This is a genomic window from Desmonostoc vinosum, assembly GCF_059505385.1.
Genome location: NZ_JCACKM010000139.1, coordinates 1 through 17,845 on the forward strand (window position 1 = coordinate 1; position 17,845 = coordinate 17,845).

Here is a 17,845-nt window from a genome sequence, read left to right on the forward strand (position 1 = left end):
ATACATTTGTACTCAAATTTAGCGCTCGCCTGTGCCAGTTGCGTAAGTCCTGATTTAATTTGATTATGTAATTTAGATGTTTTTTAGCTTAGTCATCACACCCAAAGCCAGTTTGGATATCGATGAGCATTTTGCTTACATTTCTCAAGAAAACCTGAATACTGCACTTCTATTTTTTGACTCTGTAAGAGAAACTTTTGCCCAATTAGCAAAAATGCCTGGAATAGGTAGTCGATATAACTCGGCAAATCTTCGTTTAGAAGGTTTACGTAGATGGGCTGTTAAGGGATTTAAAAAGTATCTAATTTTTTACTTTGAACAAGATGAAAAGATTAATATTGTGCGGGTTCTGTATGCAAAACAAGATATAGAAAAGATTTTGGAACAGGAATGAGAATGGATAATTGATAGACGATCGCATCTTTCAGTATTGGGATTATAATTTAATGTTTGGCGATCGCTACGTCTCAACTTGATTCTTAGATATCCTCATTTTACAAACATGCAATTAGTAGCAAAGATCAAACAGCGTTTTAGTGCTTACGAGGTAGCTTTATTGAGAGTGGGGTTTGATGGAACCAACAACAGAACAGTTGAGAGCGTTTTACAGTAGATGTGTGAGAGCCAGTAATATGTTTCAGCCTATTAACGTTGTACGACTGGACGAAAGAACAAAGCGTATATACGTTTTAATTGGAGACACAATACAAATAGAGATATATCCTAACGGTGAGGTGACATTTCCATGACTAAACCTAATTATCCAGCCATGTCAGATGAGGAATTAAGAGATTGGGTTAGATATCACCCACAGGATACTGAGGCATTCCATATTTTAATGGACAGATTAGACCAGCGACCAAAGGTGATTACTCGCACAGATGAGGAATTTGCAACCGAGTTACAACGGCATATTAACCAAGCTAGCTGACAAGTAAATAAATTTGCACTAAAAAACGGTAGAGTTTTTATTACTCTACCGTTTTATAATTTTTAACTTGAGATTTAATCCCAAATTTATCTATGACTCAACAGCTTGGGGTAATAATTCCCGGCGCTGTTGCGAACTAACCTGCACATTACCACTGTCATCTACATCTACAATGGCTGTGTCACCATCTTTGATGCGTCCAGAGAGAATTTCTTCTGCTAGGCTATCTTCTAACAAGCGCATAATCGCCCGACGTAACGGCCTTGCACCGTAACTTGGGCTATAACCCTCGGTGATTAAGCGGTCTTTGAAGCGGTCTGTAACTTCTAAGGTGATACCTTTTTCGGTCAGACGCCCAAATACTTCCTTGAGCATAATTTCGGCGATTTGTGTCACCTCGGCCTTGCTCAACTGACGGAAGACGATAATTTCATCGAGTCGGTTGAGGAACTCTGGACGGAAGTATTGCTTCAGTTCTTCGTTCACCAAGGAGCGAATCTTGTTGTATTGTGATTCGCTGACATCATCGGCAAACTCAAAGCCAATGGTGCTGCCGCCTTTTTCAATCACCTTGGAACCAATGTTAGAAGTCAAAATCAGCAAGGTATTCTTAAAGTCTACCGTGCGACCTTTGGCATCGGTGAGGCGACCGTCTTCTAAGATTTGCAGCAACATGTTGAAGACATCGGGGTGCGCTTTCTCGATTTCATCAAACAGCACCACGGTGTAAGGACGACGGCGCACAGCTTCGGTTAGCTGACCACCTTCGTTATAACCAACATAACCTGGAGGTGAACCAATCAACTTACTGACGGTATGACGCTCCATGTATTCGGACATGTCTAAGCGAATCATTGCTTCTTCGGAACCGAAGAAGTAAGAAGCCAAAGACTTAGCTAACTCGGTTTTACCTACGCCAGTAGGCCCAGAGAAGACAAAGCTAGCAATGGGCCGATTGGGATTTTTCAAACCGACACGAGCGCGACGAATGGCTCGTGAAACTGCTTTGACTGCATCGTCTTGACCAATTAAACGCTGGTGCAGGGTGTCTTCCATGTGCAACAGCTTTTCGGATTCAGATTCGGTGAGCTTGTTCACCGGTACCCCAGTCCAGGAAGCGACAATGTGAGCGATGTCTTCTTCTGTAACTACGGGTTCTTCACCTTCGGTGCCGTTGGCGTTGGTTTTGCTTTGAGCGATCGCTCGAATCTCAGCTTTGATTTCCATTTCGCGATCGCGCAGTTCCCCAGCTCGGTCAAAGTCTTGGGAGCGCACAGCATCATCTTTTTCTTTTAAGATCTGCCGCAGTTCTTTGTCTAACTCTTTGGCTGCGGGTGGCAGTTGGGAGTTAATCAAGCGCACACGAGAACCGGCTTCATCAACCAAGTCGATGGCTTTATCTGGCAGGTAGCGATCGCTGATATAACGATCAGATAATTTCGCTGCTGCCACTAATGCCTCATCGGAGATTTTCAGCTTGTGGTGTTGCTCGTAGCGATCGCGCAGACCATATAAAATTTCTATTGTCTCATCTACTGTCGGTTCACCTACCATCACTGGTTGGAAACGCCGCTCTAGTGCTGCATCGCGCTCGATGTGCTTACGATATTCATCGAGGGTTGTTGCGCCGATACATTGCAATTCACCTCTAGCCAAGGCTGGCTTGAGGATATTGGCTGCATCGATTGCACCTTCGGCTGCACCTGCACCAATCAAGGTATGTACCTCGTCAATTACGAGAATTACATTACCCGCCTGCCGAATTTCATCCATGATTTTCTTCAGGCGTTCTTCAAATTCACCTCGGTACTTGGTGCCAGCAACGAGTAAGCCGATATCTAGCGTCACCACGCGCTTATCTTCTAAGATGTCGGGCACATCTTTGTTAGCAATGCGTGATGCTAAACCTTCGGCGATCGCTGTTTTACCAACCCCTGGTTCGCCTATTAATACTGGATTATTTTTAGTCCGGCGACCCAAAATCTGAATCACTCGCTCAATTTCCTTGGCGCGTCCCACCACGGGATCAAGCTTATTATCAGTTGCCATTTGGGTCAGGTTTGAGCCAAATTCATCCAATGTCGGGGTTTTTGTGCGACCGGATGAACCCCCTGGTGAAACTTCAGCAGTTTCTCCCAGCATACGAATTACTTGGGTTCTGACCTTGGATAGATCCACACCGAGGTTTTCTAGCACCCTGGCTGCTACACCTTCCCCTTCGCGGATCAGGCCCAACAGCAGATGCTCGGTGCCAATGTAGTTATGCCCCAGTTGGCGTGCTTCTTCTAGAGATAGTTCCAGAACCCGCTTTGCCCGTGGCGTAAACGGAATTTCCACGGCCACAAAGCCTGAACCCCGGCCTATAATTTTTTCAACTTCAATGCGGGCATCTTTGAGATTTACTCCCATTGATTTCAGCACTTTTGCCGCCACACCAGTGCCTTCACCAATCAGACCCAGGAGGATCTGCTCGGTGCCAACAAAGTTGTGACCTAAACGGCGGGCCTCTTCTTGGGCCAGCATGATTACCTTAATGGCTTTTTCTGTGAAGCGTTCAAACATGGCATTTTTCCCATCACCTGCGTCGTGCCGGTACGCTGATTTTAGCACAGGCAAAGCTTTTGGATGCCTGTATAAAGATTATAGACATCCAGATCTTTTTACTCAGGTTGTGATGGTAATTGTTAAGCGTTGATTACTTTTGTGTAGCTTGTGTGTTGAGGAGCTTGAGTTTACCAGCGTTTTTGGGATTGATTACAAATAAGTGAGTGCTGGTGATGAGAGTTTAGTAATTTGATCCCAAATACATATACATATCAAATTTATTTCCCATTATCAAGGAAAAATAACTACTCATAAGATATACATATAAAAAAACTTATATACGAATAATATTTAAATATAAGAAAATGTTTCAAAATGGCAATTTTTTGCTGACCGGAAAAAAAGATCAGGGGGATCAGAAAGCAAGCTACCCGTAGCAAGATCCCGTAGGGTACGGCTTTGCTCAGTGACTGGGGAGATAGCACTTCGACTTCGCTCAGTGACCAGGGAGGCAGGGAAAGAAATAACAAACACCCAATCCCTATTACCTAAACTGCCATGAGGATTGGCGGAGGCGATCGCTAATTTGGGTGTGCCCAGTATCTAAGGTTTTTTGGAATTGCGGCTGTTGTAGCTCGGAAATCCAGAGAATTAGGGCATCTTCATTATTATCTTGGTAGTAACGCCGTCGCCGCCCAGCTGTTTTAAAGCCAAATTTTTGATATAGGGATATGGCTGCTAGGTTAGAAGCGCGAACTTCGAGAGTGGCGCGTTCTAAGCCGCGATCGCAAGCAGTTTGGAGCAAAGAATATAGTACAGCTTGTCCCAAACCTTGACGGTGATATTGGGGGTGAACCGCCAAAATTGTGATGTGGGCTTCCTCTAAAATTGACCAAAAACAACCCATTCCTAGCAGTTTAGGGTCAGATAAAGGGGAAAATAAGCCTAGCAAGTCGCTGTTAGGACTGTCCAACTCTCGCTGGTAAGCATCCAAAGTCCACAAACCGCCAAAACAGGCTTGATCCAATTCTAGTATTGCACTCAGATGCTGTGGTTTTAAAAGTTGAATTTCCAGGTCTAGTGAAATCACATTTAAAAGAATGGAGAGTAAAGAGCAGGGGGCAGGGAGCAGGGAGAGTAGGGGAGGCAGGGCTTTCAAGGGTAGGGGAGGCACGGAGAGAAATAGAAAACCATTCCCCATTACCCCTAATCACCACTCCCTCCGGGAGCGGGGGCCCCGAGTTCCCTAGTCCCCAGTCCCCAATTCCTAATTCCTCATACTTTCCCTGCTCTCCTTTTCGGTAAACTGAGAATCGAAAGACTTACTCAAGCCCGTAATTTGAACAAGGACAAATCTTAAAATTATGGTATCGACTCACCCCACTGGGGTTCAACATTCTGGTAGTCAGTATTTACCTCAAAGGCGTAGCACTAACTCCAATCTTTCGCCTAACCAGCAACTTTTACCTTTAACTGCCAGAGTTCATCAACAGGACTTCCTAGAGATTGGTGGGTGTGATGTCACAACCCTAGTACAGCGGTTTGGTTCACCTCTCTATATTTTAGATGAAGAAACCCTGCGTTTGGCTTGTCAGCAATACCGAGATACTTTCAAGCAATACTATAAGGGTAATGCTCAAGTACTGTATGCTTCAAAAGCCTGGAGTTGTCTAGCAGTTTGCGCGATCGCCGCATCGGAAGGTTTAGGAATTGATGTGGCTTCTGGTGGCGAACTTTACACAGCTCTGCAAGCTGGCGTCAATTCTGATACCATTTACCTCCACAGCAATAACAAATCTCGTGAAGAACTGGTCTTTGCCGTAGAATCCGGTTGCACGATTGTGGTGGACAACTGGCATGAGCTACACACTTTGGTAGAAATTGTCGAGGATACGGAGACACGGAGATACGGAGATACGGAGAAATTACCACTCTCCGGGTTCGCAGTCGCTCATGAGGCAGACCGCGCTGTCTCACCGCGTAAGCGCGTCCCCGCGTCTCTTCCCCGGATCATGCTGCGATTGACTCCGGGCATTGAATGCCATACTCATGAATATATTCGCACGGGACAACTAGATAGTAAATTCGGCTTTGATCCCAATCAATTAGATGAATTATTTAGTTTTGTAAGCAAGCAACCTGCTCTTAACTGTGTAGGACTACATGCTCATATCGGTTCGCAAATTTTTGAGCGTCAACCGCATAGAGATTTAGCAGTTGTGATGGTGCAGTGGTTGCAGAAGGCCGCAAAATATGGTTTAAATCTGACAGAGTTAAATGTCGGTGGCGGTTTGGGAATTAGATACACAGAATCAGATGACCCACCCAGTATAGAAGAGTGGGTCAAAGCGATTTGTGAAGTCATTCAAGAAGCTTGTGCCGCTGAAAATCTGCCATTACCGAAGTTGCTTTGTGAACCGGGACGATCGCTAATTGCTACAGCTTGTGTCACAGCTTATACTATCGGTGCATCTAAAGTGATTCCAGAAATCCGCACTTACATAGCAGTTAACGGAGGCATGTCTGATAATCCCCGTCCAATTACTTACCAGTCAGTTTATCGAGCAGTAGTAGCTAACAAAATGTCTTTTCCACTGACACAAACAGTCACAATTGCTGGCAAGCATTGCGAATCAGGGGATATTCTGATTAAAGACGCTCAACTACCAAAAACTGAACCAGGGGATATTCTCGTGGTTATAGGAACTGGTGCGTACAATTACAGTATGGCATCTAACTACAACCGCTTACCGCGATCGGCAGCAGTTGTAGTGGCGAATGGCGAAGCAAATCTCATTTTGCAACGCGAAACTTATCAAGATTTAATTCGACAAGATTGCCTACCAGAAAGACTGAAAAATTAGTCATTTGTCCTTATTTAATTGTCAATTGTCAAGAGTTCTACAATTGACAATTGACAATTGACTAACTGTAATTAGAGGCAAAAGTGTAATCCAGATGTCATGAGAGATTTGTTAAAGCAATGGCTGACAAACCTGGGATGGTCGCAGTCCTTGCTGCTTGGGACTCTGGATGTCATGTTAGTACTGGCGCTGACGTACATGATACTAGTTATTATTAGTGAGCGCCGGACATTATGGATGGTGCGGGGATTTATTATCTTGATGCTAGCCTCGGCACTCAGCCACAGATTGGGATTACCTCTACTAAATTTTGTGCTGGAAAAGTTGGTAATTGGTTGCGCTGTAGCAATGGCAGTTACTTTACAGTCGGAGTTCCGGCGATTTTTGGAACAATTGGGACGTGGTGAATTTCGCCAGCTCTTTCAACCCTCAAGTTTGGCAATCCCCAAATCTGATAGTGTAATTGATGAAATTGTTGAAGCTGTTAAAGAATTGTCAAAAAATCGCATTGGAGCTTTACTAATCTTAGAAACCACAGGGCCAATTGATGAGCGTGATTTTTCTGTGCCGGGAGTAAAGCTGAATGCGGAGGTTTCAAAGGAACTGATACAGACAATTTTTCAACCAAAAACTTTGTTACACGATGGGGCAACATTGATTCGTGGTTCACGGATTGTGGCGTCGGGCATAATTTTGCCATTGTCGGGACGCACAGCCTCGCGCCAGTTGGGAACACGCCACCGGGCCGCGATGGGAATTACTGAACGGGTCGAAAATTGTATTTGTGTCGTTGTATCAGAAGAAACTGGTTCTATTTCCCTAGCGGAACGGGGAACCCTAAATAGACCACTGACTATTAGGAAACTCAAGGAGTCATTAGAGGCTCAATTAGCTCCAAATGTAGATCGGGAAGCTGTTGCTCCTGGTCTGTTGAGTTTGGCTCGTCAAATAGGTGAGAAGGCATTAGTATTAGTTTCACGTTTACTCGGACTACCATCGACCGCTTCTCGAGATAAAAAATGACAGTACAACAAACTAAACTGCAAGATTTACCCGCTGATTTAAAACGAGAACTATTGCCTCAGCACGTGGCGGTAATTATGGATGGCAATGGTCGATGGGCTAAGCGTCAAGGTCTACCCCGAATTATGGGTCATAAACGGGGAGTAGATGCTTTAAAAGATTTGCTGCGCTGTTGTAAGGATTGGGGAATTCAGGCGCTGACAGCTTATGCTTTTTCTACAGAGAATTGGAAAAGACCGCAGGAAGAAGTCGATTTTTTGATGACTCTGTTCCAGAGAGTTTTACGTCAAGAATTGCGGGAGATGGTAGAGGAGAATGTGCAAATTCGGTTTGTGGGAAATTTGAGTGTCTTACCACGATCGCTACAACAAGAAATTTCCCGTTCTATGGAAGAAACTAAAAATAATCGCGGTATCCGATTTTCGATAGCAACCAATTATGGTGGACGCCAAGAAATTTTACAAGCTTGTCGGGCGATCGCTAAACAAGTCCAACAAGGTTTGCTACAACCTGATGAAATTAATGAGGAAGTATTTGAGCGTCACTTATATACCGCTGGCGTCGCTGATCCAGATTTATTAATTCGCACTAGCGGAGAAATGCGCCTCTCGAATTTCCTGCTTTGGCAAATGGCTTATGGCGAGATTTACATTACAGATACTCTCTGGCCAGACTTTGACCGCACAGAATTTCACCGCGCCTTGTGTGCCTACCAACAACGGGAACGGCGGTTTGGAAAAGTTTAGGGAATTTAGCCAGAAAATAAATTCTCTGGCGGGTAAGGAAGCCAACACCGAAGCTATTTCTAGCTTAATCAGAAGCCACAAGTATAGTAATTCCTAGCGCGGTTGTGGCAGTAGCTTGAGATAATTTTTGCCAAGTGCCACCTAGTATTATTCCTGCGATCGCAAGAAAGTGTTTTTCAACCGCGATGCCTACGGCGTTAAACTACGCACTACTTAGTTGGATGCCCTGTCAGCAGCCAAAAGCATCCCCTTTTGACTTTCCAAGTAGGATCAAAGATTAGTAGTATGGTAACTCCCTTGCCGGGAGCAAAGTTGCACGATTTCTTAGTTTTGTCAACACATGCAGCCGTTGTTCCCACGTTAGTCTGTTGTACAGAGAAGCTTCTTTCATCGCCTATCTCTCTGGCGGGATCTGTAGCCCATTGTTTGATATTGCCATTTTTGCTGTTGAGTATGTTTTGAACACTGGCATCAGCTTCTGGTCTATCTTTGAAAGTACTAGCTGTTGTGGCTTTTCTATTGGGATTGGAATTACATGCTCGTTCACATAGCTCTGTGTTCGACTTGCCGACATGCTCTTTTACCAAATGCCCTTCTCCAGCACCGTATTTATTCTTATACCCTTCGCTCTCACTAATCAGATCTTTAGCTGTTAGGTATTCTCGATCAAATTTCTCCTGTGAACACCCTCCTTTTTTCTCATCTTCTGGTATTTTTTCATCATCCCAACTGTCAGTAGAACCACCTCCACCACTTGTGCCACCGCCACCTTGATAGCCTGAGCCTGGAGCCTCTTGACTCTTTTTCTTTCTTCCGTAATATAAAATTGCCAAGAAAATTATTATACCTATGAGTAGAAGAAGAATAATCATAGGAGTAGGGTCAGTTGGAGAATCAGGTGCAGGTCTAGGTTCAGCTGGAGGTTTGGGTGCAGGGCCAGGCGCGGGTTTACGACCGGGTATACCTGGGATGTCAATGTCAGGTAGTGGAATATTAGGACTAGGTGCAAAACCAGGAGTGACATCCGTTTTTACTTGTTTTGCTAATTCTTTGGCTGCTTGCTTGATTTGGTCAGGAACATCTACTACCTTGTATAACTCTGCGGGACTTTTGCCACTAATATCTATTACAATCTCTGGGTCAAGCTGACTCGCCCAGGATTGCAATATCTTGCCTGATTCACTATTCCAATTCACTTGAATATTACGCCAATTGGAAATCAAATTTGCCGCTTGTCCACCGCTGTTAGTAACAGAATCTACGGCTGCACCACCTTTTTCTTTAGCCAAGTCATAAACATCGCTGCCAGTTTGAGTCACGGTATCTACGGCTGCACCACCTTTTTCTTTAGCCCAGTCATAGACATCACTACCAGTTTGAGTCACGGTATCTACGGCTGCACTACCTTTTTCTTTAGCCAAGTCATAGACATCACTGCCAGTTTGAGTCACGGTATCTACGGCTGCACTACCTTTTTCTTTGACCCAGTCTAAGACACCTCCGCCGGAACTACTTTCTGATTCTTGCTTGTCTTCATCATCACCAAAAAGTGACCACCTTTGGATTGCAGGCTCAGAAACTTGAGTTTGTACTTTGTCTTCTTCGTCTTCGCAGGCTGCACATTTGCGCTGCAAAAAATTGTGTACAGGCTGTACGGAAAGAGCGTTCAACTTCCGAGGTACAATCATCCGCATCACCTGATTTGCTGCCGAGTCTGCTTGTTGCTCATACTTGTCTTTTGGTTCTCCCACCATTGGTTTTGTCTGGGGACGACGCAATGCTATGCGACTAATATCATGTCCAAAAGAGCGTTTTTCCACAGCTTCTGAGAACAAGGATTCTTCACCAGCAGTTTGTGCTTCCTCAAGGGAGGTTGATTCTTCTGTTGCGGTTTCGATGACATTTGTTGAAAGACCAAAGCCGCGCGTTGGGTTGGCCAACGTCGGGGTAGTTTGTGAGACAAGCGATGGATGTGAAAAAGCTGATGTAGCTGCTTTGTTGCGCCCAAACGTGCGATCGCCCATCTCACCTTTCCTTTATTGGTGGGTAAAGCCCTGAGTTGATATTTTCAGGTATTTTTAGTAAAGTTTACAATTTCTGGAGATGCGATCGCTATCGACTTTAGTCTATACTCTCAGACTCAGCCACCTGTTTTTGCTTCAGTATTTGTATGGACTTTGGATGATTCAAGAGGCACTGAACTACGCACCTCAACTCAAACTTCAAAGCGATCGCGTTTTGAGAAGACATTGATATCACCAAACATGCCAGTGATATATGATTCTAATATCTCCCTCCCCTCAGCATTTGGACAAACTTTAATTGCCTCTAAAGCTTGCTCTCGCTCCTTTAAAGCTGCCCAAATTAAAAAACTTTTGGTATCGATTGCATCCAAAATTTCTTTAATTCTTTCGACATTTGCAGCAATTTCGTTAGCCTCAACAAAGGCTGCAAGCTCCTGACGTTGTGGATGATCAAATTGCAAGCCATACAATAATGGCAGAGTAACTTTTCCTTGCTCTAAATCTGTGATGCCGTGCGGTTGCCAGATTGATTCCATATCATTGAGAATTTGTATAGCCAGCCCCAAATGATGGCCAAAAACTCCACAGGCATTAATCAATTCGGAGTCATTTGTACCAGCCATAGCTCCAGTAGCACAAGCCATAGCTGACGCGGCAGCTGTTTTCATTTCTATAGTTAACCAATAATCTTGAATATTTTTGGTCATTCCGGCTAGATCTCTATCCTGACCTGCAGAAATTCGCAAACACGCATCTAGAAAGGCTTGATTAATTTTTTTAAAGACTTGAGGCTCAAAAGGAGCTTTGCTTAGTATTTGAAAGCAGAGAACATTGATACTAGCAGCAGAGTTCCATGCTCTCGCTGCTCCCACTTGTTCCCATAATTGTCCAGGTCGATCTTGATCCTCTAATTCATCTAAAATACGCAAACATGCTCCAAAAGTCAAAAGAGCAGCAGAAATATGAACGGCATCTTTGGGAGTTCCGCCAACAGCTTGACAAGAAGCTAATGGTAGCATCGCCTCTGGAGACATTGGTTCTTGCAGAAAATTGCTCAGCAAGGGTTTTAATGCTGACCAGTAATCAGGAATTGAATTTTCCAGAACCTCTCTAACGTCTGTATATAAGGACTTTAGCGAGTTCATTTTAAATTTCCGCTTTGATTTTTGAAATTATATCAAGTTCGGTTAATCTATCTAAGTATTATGCCCCAAGGAATTGCGATCGCACTGCATCAAACACTGAGTCAGAATACTGCTGCTGACTTGATGAACCCTGGATTACCCACCAATTCCCGTTCGTGCATCCGAAAGGTAGAATATATTTTTAGAGTGATGATCAAGCCAAAAGTTATGTCCACAGCAATCAAAAAACTCACTCTGGACGAGTATCTTGCCTATGATGATGGTACAGATGTTCGCTATGAACTTGTGGATGGAGAGTTAGTTGAAATGCCACCGGAAAGCGATAGGAATAACTTGATTTCTCTCTATCTACTGTCACAGTTTCTCAAGTTTATCCCGATTCAACTCATTCGCCATAAAGATACAGAACTCGTGGTCATAGGCAACCGGACTCGTGTGCGACTACCTGATTTAATGATATTGACACAAGAGTTATTAGAAGCAATGGCAGGCGGACGAGCTACGATCACTCCAGATATGCCTTCTCCAAGATTAGTAGTTGAGGTCGTCTCTTCTGGAAAGGTGAATGAGGATAGAGACTACCGCTATAAACGTTCTGAGTATGCCGCACGAGGTATCCCTGAATACTGGATTGTTGATGCCTACAAAGTCCGAATTACCCTACTGAGTCTAGTAGATGGACTATATGAAGAAACTGTATTTCAGGGAACAGACATTATTAAGTCAGCGACTTTTCCAATGCTGGATGTGACCGCAGCCCAAGTATTAACGGCTGGACAAGTCTAAAATTCAACGTCTTCCTTGCCTACGCGGCCATTCCAAATGCCAGGCAAGGCGGGAGCAACGTAGCCAAGTGTTAGCAAACAAGCTGCCTTTTTTTCTCCTTAACACTTTGTTGGAACCGACACCTCGTTAACCGCCCAAAGGTGATTAGCCAAAGGTGCGGTTCAACTCCGCCGTTATGCGGTAACCAACGCTAAAATCAGGTAGTCAATCAAAGTTCAAACAAGCATGAACAAAATTGCATTAGTAACAGGAGCAAGTAGAGGTTTGGGTAAAGCTATTGCCCAACGCCTTGCCAAAGAGGGCATTGATGTTATTGTTCACTTTGGTCAAAATCAAGATGCTGCAAACGAGGTTGTGGCTGAAATTAGACAACTAGGTAGAACAGCTTTTGCAGTGCAAGCAGATGTCTCTCAGGTTTCTAGCATTTATTCCATGTTTGAGAAGATTGACACCGAGTTAGTCAATTTGGGGCAAGAGCCAAAGTTGGACATTTTGATTAATAATGCTGGTACGGCAATTGGAAAGCCTATTCAAGAATGGAAAGAAGAAGAGTTTGATTACCAGTTTAATCTGAATGTTAAGGGGCTTTTCTTTATCACACAACAAGCGATTCCCCGTTTAAAAGAGCAAGGTCGCATCATTAATATTGGGACTGGTTTGACTCGATTTTCCTATCCCGTTTACGCAGTTTATGCCGCATCCAAAGGTGCAGTAGATGTGCTGACACACTATTTAGCTCTTGAGTTAGGAACAAGGGGAATCACTGTAAATACGATCGCTCCTGGAGCAATAGACACTGACTTAAATGCAGGATGGTTGCGATCGCAGGAGGGACAACAACAGACCATTGCAATATCTGCTATCAAGCGTATCGGTATGCCTGAAGATATTGCTGATGCCGTTGCAGTCTTAGTTTCGGAAGATAGCCGTTGGATAACAGGTCAGAGAATTGAGGCATCTGGCGGCGCTCACCTGTAAATAGGCGCATCACAACCCCAATGCAGCGGACGGGCGAAAGCTGCTGGTGCTGATTTGAACGGTTGGGCTGCTTTCTTGTTTTAACGACATTGGTATTGGATGGTGAACAATTATGAGTTCAAATCAGCAGTTTCTGCAAAATTTATACGAAGCCTTCAACAAAGGCGAGATTGAAACAATCATCTCGGTGATGCACCCGGATGTGAAATGGGCGAACGGCGTGGAAGGCGGTTTCGTTTATGGACGCGACGCGGTGCGCGAATACTGGACTAATCAATATAAGGTTATTCAAGTGCAGCTTGAAACCTTAAAATTCGAGACGGATGAAAACAATCGAAATGTCGTTACCGTTCATCAAATCGTCAGAGATTTGCAAGGCAATTTGCTCGCGGATGCAACAATTCAGCAAATCTTTACTATTGAGAATAGTTTAATTAGTCTTTATGAAATTGGCGAAACCGAAACAATCCAACAAATGATTCAAAAGACGAGAAACAAAAATGAGTAATTGGGAAGGCAGTTACAATCCGAGCCGTTGCTTTTAGCGATCGCATTCAGGAGGAAGACAATATTTTCCCCATTATAGGATTTCTACATACCCTTCTGTTCCATGTACACGAATTCGTTGCCCATCTTTTATCAGTTTGGTAGCATTTTCTACTCCAACAACTGCTGGTAAGCCATATTCACGGGCGATAACTGCTCCATGAGTCATCAGTCCACCAACTTCGGTGACTAGACCTTTTATGGATACAAATAATGGTGTCCAGCTAGGGTCAGTAAAGAAGGTGACTAATATATCTCCATCTTCTAGATCAGCGTCTTCCATGTTTAAAATGACACGTGCCCGTCCCTCTATAACTCCGGAAGAAACAGCTAGACCTACAATAGCTTCGGCTGGGAGATTTTCTCGTTTGTACTCAGGAGCAATGATTTCACCATCAGACGTGATCACACGTGGAGGAGTTAGTTTTTCACATAATTTGTACTCGTCTTTTCGTTTGTTAACGATCTGGTAATCCAGTTTATTTGTGCGTACTACTTTGCGAAGTTCTTGAAAAGTGAGATAGCATATATCTTCTTTTTCATGAATAACGCCCGCTTGTACGAGTTGTTCGGCTTCTTTCAGTAAAGCTTTCTTATAAACGAAGTAGCGATTAACTATGCCGTATTTTGGATATTCACGATAACCGATGAAATTCCGGTAATGACCGATCATTCGTTTTGTTTCTTCGACTTTTTGTTCACCATCCGGTAGTTGCTTCAACCGCTCTAATAACGCTTGTTCTTTTTGCAAAGCCTCCTGTCGCCCCTGCTCAAATTTCCGATCGCCAGCACCAGGCTCAAAGTTTTTGATATGACTGAGAATCATGGGGACAAGCGTCATGGGTTTTTCGCTCCAACGAGGTCTTGTAATATCGATTTCCCCGGCACATCGCATTCCGTATTTGTTTAGATAAACATCGATAGCGTCCCTGGCTGACTGTCCACCCTCAAACTTAATCAGTTCATCCAGAAAGTTGTCATCTTTTACCTGTTGTAAATACTCAATTACTTCCGGATAAGGGCGAATCGCATCTGCGACATCCAATAGCGCCAGCCCCATGGACGAAGTAATATTGTTAGATACCGATTGAGAAAGCGTGTCTGCTGCGTTTTTTTCGCCTAACCACTCCATCATTTTTTCATTGATCCAGGATGAAGCGTTGATACCAGTCATAATCACACCAAAACTTTGTGGAGCGGCTAAACTTTTCTTTAATTGCTCTATGTCTTCCAGGATAAAATCAAACAACTCCAGTCCTGATTTCGTTTGGATGTTATGTTTTAATTCCCGTACCGATGTTTCACTACGCTCGATCAAATCACCAACGATCGCCGGATCGTACTCCTTTAGTGTTTGAAAATCCGCAGGTGACCGACCTGTATTGCTTTTACTGGAACTCTGTTCTGGCTGATCATCGGGTAACGACTTAATAAAATCTCCCCGCTCCAGGAGAGTCATCAATGCGTCTGTTATCAGCGGGTCGGATTTTCCCAAGACATCTACTATTATTCCTCTTCTAACAGGTGAAGCCAGTTCATAGGTGACATCAACAAACAACCTGCCACCAGCTTTATACATGGGGCGGGCAGCGGTTAACTGCCATAAAGACAATCCCAATGGTTTTATAGCGTCGGTCATCATTTGTTGATGCCCGACAGATACATAAACGTGATTTTCGCGATCGTTCGCTTCAGGAATCGGGTATAAAGTAGTAATTGGCCGACTTTGGACAATATAAAACGCATCATCAACCAAACACCATTCGATGTCCTGAGGGCAGCCGAAATGTGCTTCGATCTTTCTGCCTATGCTCTCAAGCTGTACAATCTGCTCACCCGTCAGCACTTGTTTATTCTGCCGCTCAGGCTCAATCTCCTGTGATTTCGTACCGCCATCTTTTACGGCGTAAATAGCCAATTTCTTGGTGGATATCTTCTTGTCGATCACCATGCCGTTCCGCACTTTATAGCTATCGGCATTCACCAGTCCGGAGACGATCGCTTCCCCAAGTCCGAAGCTGGCATCAATGGATACCACTTTCCGATTACCAGTGACAGGATCGGCAGTAAACAAAATTCCTGCCGCCTGCGGGAAGACCATCTTCTGAACCATTACAGACAGGTGGACTTTACGGTGGTCGAAGCCGTTTTGCAGGCGGTAAATTACTGCTCTCTGGGTAAATAGCGATGCCCAGCACTTGCTGATATGCTTGAGGATTGCCGCTTTGCCAATCATGTTCAAATACGTATCCTGCTGACCCGCAAAAGAAGCTGTCGGTAAATCCTCCGCAGTGGCGCTGGATCGCACGGCATAGGCATTTTTTTCACCAAGTCTGGAGAGGAGGCGGGCGATCGCTTCATTAATGTCTTCAGGAATGGCTATCCCTTCAATCACCCTGCGAATCTCACTGCTAAGTTCACCGATTTTATCCCGGTCTTCCACCAATAGATGCGATAACTGATCGAGTAATTCGTTAATCGACGGTGTTTCCCCAATGATTCTTTGAAATGCTTCAGTAGAAATACAGAAGCCGTCCGGTACGCGGATTTCTTCAATCTTGGATAGTTCCCCCAGGTTTGCGCCTTTACCCCCAACAACCGTGAGTTTTGTTTGATCAATATCTTGAAAACAAAGCACAAATGAACTCATCAGTTTCTCTCCTTTGGCAATTCATACTTTGGTAATTTTGACTGCATCATAACCGAGCGACTCTCAGCGGTCGGTGTACATGGGCGTTGTCATGCGGCGTTCACGAAGTGTGCCGTACAGCACTTCGTGCATGAAAACCGCAAAGCGTCTCCGACAGGAGAAGGTATCGCTCATGTGCTGCCGCTACGACGATGCGATCGCGTTTTCAGGATGCCAATCTGCTCGGTTCAACCAATAAACAAAACAGTCATCGTCGCCAAACCTTCGGGGTTCAACAAATTGGAAGCCAAGACGTTCATAGAAGCGGTGAGCGCGAGTATTGCTGGCAAGTGGATCGATAAGAACAGCCGTTACACGCGGGTCGGCAAAACATCGAGCGAGGGCAAGCTGCATCATTCTTGTGCCATAGCCTTTGCCCAAATCTGCTGCTTCCCCAATCCAGATATCAATGGCACGAAGATCCGGTGCAACATCGCCCCAATAGTGGCTTTCCTCTCGTGCTGGGTCGATAATTTGGATAAAGCCGATCGCTCGATCGTCGATTTCAGCAATCAGTTGTTCTCGCCAATCTGGGGTGCGATCAAGTTCTATCTCCCAGTGCCAATCATCATTTGGGTCTGAGGCAATCACATGAGATTGCTCATCCCAATGCCGCAGCAGTTCCAGATCATTGGAGGTAGCCGACCGTAGGTTCAGTATCATTTCATCGACCTTTGTGGTTGGCATACTTTTGGCATTAATGACATGAGGTTGCTCATCTTCTTGGGCGATCGCATACCCCACAACTATATCGCGATCGTTGACCGCAACCCATACCCGTTCTGCAAGTTATTGTGCAATATTGCTTTATGTTGCCAAACTTGTGTAAAGTGTTGTCATCCATGCTCCCAAGTTTGTCGTGTTAGTTGCCATTCAATTTGGTGCCATCCTCGTTTTTTCATCCAGTCCGGGCTGGATGGCATTGAGATCGCCGCAAATCCATAGCGTTGAGCCAACCGCGTTACCCGTCTATTAGCACTAACAGAAATGCCGCGAATCTCCTGGAGATCTAGAACACGAAAGCCAAACTCAATCAAAGCTTCCGCGATTTCGATGGCATAGGCATAGCGTCCCCAGAACTGCGGCGCTAGTTCTATCCCCAGTTCAGCCCAATCAGAATTATCCTTCTCGCGGCGTAGTCCAGCGCAGCCGATGAGTTGTGGTGATCGCCGATCAACAATCGCCAACTGATAGTTACGACGAGGAAACTCTGTTGCCCATTGGCTGAAAAGCTGGAGCAATTCATGACTAAAGCTGGTCGTGACTTCTGCTGCTGTACAAAATTCAGCATAGCGAGGGTCTGCACGATAGGCAGAAAATGGAGGTTCATCTTCTGGGATAAAGTCGCGCAACAAAAATCGCTGGGTGACAACTTCCATTTTAAATCTTCTGACTCATGCCTAATACTCGTTTGTAAACTTCACCAATCCCCCCTTCTGGAGTAGTTTCATGTTACAGCGTGTCATCGTTAATAGGTTCTTCGGTTACTTTTATGGAGAATTAATACTAAAGTACCAGTTTAATAAACTGCGTAATCGAAAATTGCTAAAGTTACGAAAGCCATATCCA

The 17,845-nt window shown here is 44.5% G+C and carries 16 protein-coding genes and 1 pseudogene; 9 read left to right on the forward strand and 8 right to left on the reverse strand.

Annotated elements, in window-relative coordinates; all coding sequences use genetic code 11:
- Window positions 1–76: 76 nt before the first annotated feature.
- The 3 genes from AC5JMF_RS20420 (at window position 77) to AC5JMF_RS20430 (ending at window position 931) form a co-directional block, all read left to right on the forward strand.
- Window positions 77–394 (forward strand): type II toxin-antitoxin system RelE/ParE family toxin, encoded by a 318-nt coding sequence (locus AC5JMF_RS20420; RefSeq protein ID WP_495797549.1) that lies wholly within the window; start codon window positions 77–79, stop codon window positions 392–394.
- Window positions 395–572: 178 nt separating this feature from the next.
- A complete protein-coding gene (locus AC5JMF_RS20425; protein ID WP_373690607.1) occupies window positions 573–749 on the forward strand; it encodes a DUF6888 family protein in 177 nt (58 codons plus the stop codon).
- Window positions 746–931, forward strand: coding sequence for a DUF6887 family protein (locus AC5JMF_RS20430; RefSeq protein WP_495797550.1), 186 nt, complete (start codon window positions 746–748; stop codon window positions 929–931). The genes AC5JMF_RS20425 and AC5JMF_RS20430 overlap by 4 nt, the downstream gene beginning before the upstream one ends.
- 90 nt (window positions 932–1,021) lie before the next feature.
- Here AC5JMF_RS20430 and AC5JMF_RS20435 read toward each other — a convergent pair whose 3' ends face one another.
- Both AC5JMF_RS20435 and rimI read right to left on the reverse strand, forming a co-directional pair.
- Window positions 1,022–3,493, reverse strand: a complete 2,472-nt coding sequence (locus AC5JMF_RS20435) for an ATP-dependent Clp protease ATP-binding subunit (protein WP_495797551.1) — start codon at window positions 3,491–3,493, stop codon at window positions 1,022–1,024.
- Window positions 3,494–4,019: 526 nt separating this feature from the next.
- Complete coding sequence (gene rimI, locus AC5JMF_RS20440) at window positions 4,020–4,565, reverse strand: ribosomal protein S18-alanine N-acetyltransferase (protein ID WP_495797552.1); 546 nt, start codon at window positions 4,563–4,565, stop codon at window positions 4,020–4,022.
- A gap of 274 nt (window positions 4,566–4,839) precedes the next feature.
- Here rimI and lysA point away from each other — a divergent pair, with 274 nt between their 5' ends.
- The 3 genes from lysA (at window position 4,840) to uppS (ending at window position 8,108) form a co-directional block, all read left to right on the forward strand.
- Window positions 4,840–6,339, forward strand: a complete 1,500-nt coding sequence (gene lysA / locus AC5JMF_RS20445) for a diaminopimelate decarboxylase (protein WP_495797553.1) — start codon at window positions 4,840–4,842, stop codon at window positions 6,337–6,339.
- A 99-nt stretch (window positions 6,340–6,438) separates the two neighbouring features.
- Window positions 6,439–7,362, forward strand: a complete 924-nt coding sequence (gene cdaA / locus AC5JMF_RS20450; RefSeq protein WP_495797554.1) for a diadenylate cyclase CdaA — start codon at window positions 6,439–6,441, stop codon at window positions 7,360–7,362.
- Entirely contained in the window at window positions 7,359–8,108 is a 750-nt protein-coding gene (uppS, locus tag AC5JMF_RS20455; RefSeq protein WP_495797555.1) for a polyprenyl diphosphate synthase, read from the forward strand. The genes cdaA and uppS overlap by 4 nt, the downstream gene beginning before the upstream one ends.
- Window positions 8,109–8,317: 209 nt before the next feature.
- Here the strand turns inward: uppS and AC5JMF_RS20460 are convergent, their stop codons facing one another.
- Window positions 8,318–10,132, reverse strand: coding sequence for an RNase A-like domain-containing protein (locus tag AC5JMF_RS20460; RefSeq protein WP_495797556.1), 1,815 nt, complete (start codon window positions 10,130–10,132; stop codon window positions 8,318–8,320).
- A 191-nt stretch (window positions 10,133–10,323) separates the two neighbouring features.
- Window positions 10,324–11,277 (reverse strand): polyprenyl synthetase family protein, encoded by a 954-nt coding sequence (locus AC5JMF_RS20465; protein WP_495797557.1) that lies wholly within the window; start codon window positions 11,275–11,277, stop codon window positions 10,324–10,326.
- 207 nt (window positions 11,278–11,484) lie between these two features.
- On the opposite strand from AC5JMF_RS20465, the gene AC5JMF_RS20470 reads away from it, so the two are divergent.
- Window positions 11,485–12,063 (forward strand): Uma2 family endonuclease, encoded by a 579-nt coding sequence (locus tag AC5JMF_RS20470; RefSeq protein ID WP_495797563.1) that lies wholly within the window; start codon window positions 11,485–11,487, stop codon window positions 12,061–12,063.
- A 2-nt stretch (window positions 12,064–12,065) separates the two neighbouring features.
- Here AC5JMF_RS20470 and AC5JMF_RS20475 read toward each other — a convergent pair.
- Window positions 12,066–12,161, reverse strand: a pseudogene (locus AC5JMF_RS20475) (DUF3854 domain-containing protein); the annotation flags it as partial.
- Window positions 12,162–12,288: 127 nt separating this feature from the next.
- Here AC5JMF_RS20475 and AC5JMF_RS20480 point away from each other — a divergent pair.
- Together AC5JMF_RS20480 and AC5JMF_RS20485 are read left to right on the forward strand one after the other, a co-directional pair.
- Window positions 12,289–13,041, forward strand: a complete 753-nt coding sequence (locus AC5JMF_RS20480) for an SDR family oxidoreductase (protein ID WP_495797558.1) — start codon at window positions 12,289–12,291, stop codon at window positions 13,039–13,041.
- A 112-nt stretch (window positions 13,042–13,153) separates the two neighbouring features.
- Window positions 13,154–13,549 carry a nuclear transport factor 2 family protein gene (locus tag AC5JMF_RS20485; RefSeq protein WP_495797559.1) on the forward strand — a complete coding sequence of 132 codons (396 nt, stop codon included), beginning with the start codon at window positions 13,154–13,156 and terminating at the stop codon, window positions 13,547–13,549.
- Between the two features lie 72 nt (window positions 13,550–13,621).
- Here AC5JMF_RS20485 and ppsA read toward each other — a convergent pair whose 3' ends face one another.
- The 3 genes from ppsA to AC5JMF_RS20500 all read right to left on the reverse strand — a co-directional run bounded on the left by ppsA (window position 13,622) and on the right by AC5JMF_RS20500 (window position 17,655).
- Window positions 13,622–16,237 (reverse strand): phosphoenolpyruvate synthase, encoded by a 2,616-nt coding sequence (ppsA, locus tag AC5JMF_RS20490; protein ID WP_495797560.1) that lies wholly within the window; start codon window positions 16,235–16,237, stop codon window positions 13,622–13,624.
- Window positions 16,238–16,420: 183 nt separating this feature from the next.
- Complete coding sequence (locus AC5JMF_RS20495; RefSeq protein ID WP_495797561.1) at window positions 16,421–17,020, reverse strand: GNAT family N-acetyltransferase; 600 nt, start codon at window positions 17,018–17,020, stop codon at window positions 16,421–16,423.
- A gap of 92 nt (window positions 17,021–17,112) precedes the next feature.
- Complete coding sequence (locus AC5JMF_RS20500) at window positions 17,113–17,655, reverse strand: GNAT family N-acetyltransferase (RefSeq protein WP_495797562.1); 543 nt, start codon at window positions 17,653–17,655, stop codon at window positions 17,113–17,115.
- Window positions 17,656–17,845 lie beyond the last annotated feature (190 nt).

Excerpts from the sequence above, each read along its gene's own strand:
- AC5JMF_RS20500 (WP_495797562.1), bottom strand. The coding sequence starts at position 17,655 with ATGGAAGTTGTCACCCAGCGATTTTTGTTGCGCGACTTTATCCCAGAA.
- AC5JMF_RS20470 (WP_495797563.1), top strand. The coding sequence starts at position 11,485 with ATGTCCACAGCAATCAAAAAACTCACTCTGGACGAGTATCTTGCCTAT.
- cdaA (WP_495797554.1), top strand. The coding sequence starts at position 6,439 with ATGAGAGATTTGTTAAAGCAATGGCTGACAAACCTGGGATGGTCGCAG.
- AC5JMF_RS20430 (WP_495797550.1), top strand. The coding sequence starts at position 746 with ATGACTAAACCTAATTATCCAGCCATGTCAGATGAGGAATTAAGAGAT.
- ppsA (WP_495797560.1), bottom strand. The coding sequence starts at position 16,237 with ATGAGTTCATTTGTGCTTTGTTTTCAAGATATTGATCAAACAAAACTC.
- AC5JMF_RS20420 (WP_495797549.1), top strand. The coding sequence starts at position 77 with ATGTTTTTTAGCTTAGTCATCACACCCAAAGCCAGTTTGGATATCGAT.
- AC5JMF_RS20465 (WP_495797557.1), bottom strand. The coding sequence starts at position 11,277 with ATGAACTCGCTAAAGTCCTTATATACAGACGTTAGAGAGGTTCTGGAA.
- lysA (WP_495797553.1), top strand. The coding sequence starts at position 4,840 with ATGGTATCGACTCACCCCACTGGGGTTCAACATTCTGGTAGTCAGTAT.
- uppS (WP_495797555.1), top strand. The coding sequence starts at position 7,359 with ATGACAGTACAACAAACTAAACTGCAAGATTTACCCGCTGATTTAAAA.
- AC5JMF_RS20480 (WP_495797558.1), top strand. The coding sequence starts at position 12,289 with ATGAACAAAATTGCATTAGTAACAGGAGCAAGTAGAGGTTTGGGTAAA.
- AC5JMF_RS20485 (WP_495797559.1), top strand. The coding sequence starts at position 13,154 with ATGAGTTCAAATCAGCAGTTTCTGCAAAATTTATACGAAGCCTTCAAC.
- AC5JMF_RS20435 (WP_495797551.1), bottom strand. The coding sequence starts at position 3,493 with ATGTTTGAACGCTTCACAGAAAAAGCCATTAAGGTAATCATGCTGGCC.
- AC5JMF_RS20460 (WP_495797556.1), bottom strand. The coding sequence starts at position 10,132 with ATGGGCGATCGCACGTTTGGGCGCAACAAAGCAGCTACATCAGCTTTT.
- AC5JMF_RS20425 (WP_373690607.1), top strand. The coding sequence starts at position 573 with ATGGAACCAACAACAGAACAGTTGAGAGCGTTTTACAGTAGATGTGTG.